This window comes from bacterium, assembly GCA_030654305.1.
Lineage (GTDB): Bacteria > Krumholzibacteriota > Krumholzibacteriia > LZORAL124-64-63 > LZORAL124-64-63 > PNOJ01.
Genome location: JAURXS010000154.1, coordinates 1 through 2,917, shown reverse-complemented (window position 1 = coordinate 2,917; position 2,917 = coordinate 1). Strand labels below are relative to the sequence as shown.

2 protein-coding genes are annotated in these 2,917 nt (G+C 72.7%); both read right to left on the bottom strand.

The window, feature by feature from the left end; all coding sequences use genetic code 11:
* Window positions 1–32 precede the first annotated feature (32 nt).
* Window positions 33–623, bottom strand: coding sequence for a GNAT family N-acetyltransferase (locus tag Q7W29_04175; GenBank protein MDO9171011.1), 591 nt, complete (start codon window positions 621–623; stop codon window positions 33–35).
* Window positions 624–625: 2 nt separating this feature from the next.
* Complete coding sequence (locus tag Q7W29_04170; protein MDO9171010.1) at window positions 626–2,641, bottom strand: cation:proton antiporter; 2,016 nt, start codon at window positions 2,639–2,641, stop codon at window positions 626–628.
* Window positions 2,642–2,917 lie beyond the last annotated feature (276 nt).

Here is a 2,917-nt window from a genome sequence, read left to right as displayed (position 1 = left end):
CGGCGGAAAACCCGTGAAATGGTACTTCTCGATCATCGCGAGCTCCCGGAAGTCAGTGACAAACGGACCCTCTGCCTGCCCCCTTCGCGAGTGCCGCCCACCTCGAACCCCGCCATGCGGAACAGCGACTGCGTCCCGGTCCAGGCGAAGGTGGGCACGTAGTTGCCCTCGGCGTCGGGCTTCGACGGGTACCCCTCGACGATCCCGACTCCGCGGCGCTTCATCGCGCGCAACGCGTGGCCGAGCAGCGCCGTGGCCACGCCCCGCCCACGCTGGTCACGCACGATGAAGAAGCAGGTGATCGACCAGACACGCTCGGCATCGTCGCACTTCAGGGTGCGGGCCCGGGCCAGCTTCGGGAACGACAGGCGCGGCCCGAAGGTGCACCAGCCCACCGGCCGCTCGCCGTCGAAGGCCAGCGCGGCGTGGACGCTCCCCTCCGCGACGCCGGCGCGCAGCCGCGCCTTGGCCGGATCGCCCTTGATCTCGTCCCACTTCTCGCCGGGGCCGATGCGCCAGGCCTGGCACCAGCAACCACCGCAGGCGCCCTTGTTTCCGAAGAGCTTTTCGACCTGGGGCCAGAGCGCGGGGGTCAGATCACGGGTCGTGATGGTCCCCGACATGATCAGCTCCCCTCATGTTCGCCATGCGTCCGGAGCAGCTCCCGCGCCGCCTCCGTCTGCTCCGGCTGCCCCCACACCCAGAGCACGTCCCCCGACCGCAGGACGTGATCCGGCGGGGGGTTGCCCGTCAGTTCGCTCCCGCGCGCGACGGCCACCACGGTGGCGCCCGAACGCCCGCGCAGGTCCAGGTCGCGCAGGGTCCGCCCCGCGGCGGCGCAGGCCTCCCCCAGCGCCAGCTCTTCCAGGTCGGCGGCGCTCAGCAACGCCGCCAGGGGCGCGGCGGCCGGCGTCGCGTGCCCGCCCGCCGCCAGCGAGGCGTACCGTTCCTGCCGGATGCGCACCTTGTCCCGTTCGACGGCGCGGCCGGGCACCCCGAAGGCCGCCATCGCCGCACCGGCCAGCTCGAGCGACGTCTCGAACTCCTCCGGCACGACCACGTCGGCGCCGAGCAGGTAGAGCGCGTCGACCTCGCTCACGTACCGCGTGCGCACCAGGACCTTCAAGTGCGGCGCGGCGCGGCGCGCGACCGCCACGATCTGCCGCGTCGCCGACGGGTCGGCGATCGCCACCACGAGCACCCGCGCCCGGGCGATCCCGGCGTTGGTCAGCACGTCGGGGCTGGTGGCGTCCCCGTAGAGCGCCGTATCGCCCCGCTCGCGCGCCTCGCGCACGGTGTGCGGGTTCAGTTCGAGCACCACGTAGGGGATGCCGCGCTCGCGCAGGACCCGCACCACGTTGTGGCCGTTGAGCCCGTGCCCGACCACCACGACGTGGTCCCGCAGCGCGGCCGCATCCTCGTCCGCGTCGCTCCCGGCGCGGGACGGCCGGACCGCGAGCAGCCATCGCAGCCAGAGCACGCTCTCCGTGCGCGCCGCCAGGCGCGGCGACAGCATCCCCAGGAAGGGCGTCAGCAGCATCGTCAGCACCGACACGGCCAGGAAGCGCTGCATCAGTTCGCCGCCGATCAGGCCGTGCGCCGCCCCGGCGCCGGCCAGGATGAACGAGAACTCCCCGATCTGGGCCAGGGCCAGGCCCGCCAGCACCGCCACGCGCGCCCCGAAGCCGAAGGCGAGCGCCGTGGCGGCCACGATCAGCGCCTTGCCGACCAGCACCGCCGCGCCCAGGCCGAGCGTGGCCAGCGGCTCGTGCAGCCAGATCGCGGGGTCCAGCAGCATGCCGACCGAGACGAAGAACAGGCTGCCGAAGGCGTCGCGCAGGGGCACGATCTCGGCCAGCACCTGCTGGGCGTACTCCGAGTCCGCCACCACGATGCCCGCCAGGAACGCGCCCAGCGCCAGCGAGAGGCCCGCCAGGCTGCCGAGCCAGGCCGTGCCGAGCACCGTCAACAGCGTGGCCAGCACGAACAGTTCGCGGCTGCGGGCGCGCACGACCTGCTCCAGCATCCGCGGGAACAGGTAGCGCGCGCAGACGACGATCGCCGCGACCATGGCGAACGACCAGACCAGCGAAACCCCCGCCCGACCCAACGAGAGCCCCTCGGTGCGCCCGAGCACCGGCAGCAGCAGCATCATGGGCACGACCGCGAGGTCCTGGAACACCAGCACGCTCAGCCCCAGCCGCCCTTGCGGCGCGTCGGTCTCGCCCCGGTTCTCGAACATCTTCAGCACGATGGCCGTCGAACTCAGCGCCAGCAGGCAGCCGAAGAACACCGCCTGCCCCGGCGGGTAGCCGAAGGCCGTCGCCGCGGTCACGCCGGCCAGGACGGTCAGCCCGACCTGCATCCCGCCCGCCCCGAGGATCAGGGTGCGCAGGCGCGCCAACTCGCGCAGCGACAGCTTCAGCCCGATCCCGAACAGCAGCATCGCCACGCCGATCTCCGCCACGACCTCGATGCTCTCGTGCTCGCGCACCAGGCCCAGGCTGCCGGGCCCCAGCACCACGCCCGACAGCAGCAGGGCGGCGATCGTCGGCACGCCGGCGCGGCGCAGCGCGAACACGACCGACAGCGAGACGGCCAGCACGATCACCAAGTCGCGCAGGACCGGCAGTTTGGTCATCGGGCTCCTCCGGGAACGCGGGCCGTCAGGGCTGGGATCCGCCCGTCACCAGGACTTCGTGCGCGACGTCGGTACAGACACCAAGATCGCCGTGTTCCTTCGCCATCGGCAACGAGGCGGCGAAGCCGCCCCCTGTCCATAGCGGATTTGCACCCCGGCGTCAACCGGCCCGCGGCCGCGGATCCCCCTTGCCCCCGTCCCCCGCATGTGTGAGGATTCCCCGAAATCCATGCAGGCTGCCGCGGAACGCCGCCGGCCGGAATCGCCATCCGAGCG

Coding starts and splice junctions, on each gene's coding strand:
- Q7W29_04175 (MDO9171011.1), bottom strand. CDS start 623: ATGTCGGGGACCATCACGACCCGTGATCTGACCCCCGCGCTCTGGCCC.
- Q7W29_04170 (MDO9171010.1), bottom strand. CDS start 2,641: ATGACCAAACTGCCGGTCCTGCGCGACTTGGTGATCGTGCTGGCCGTC.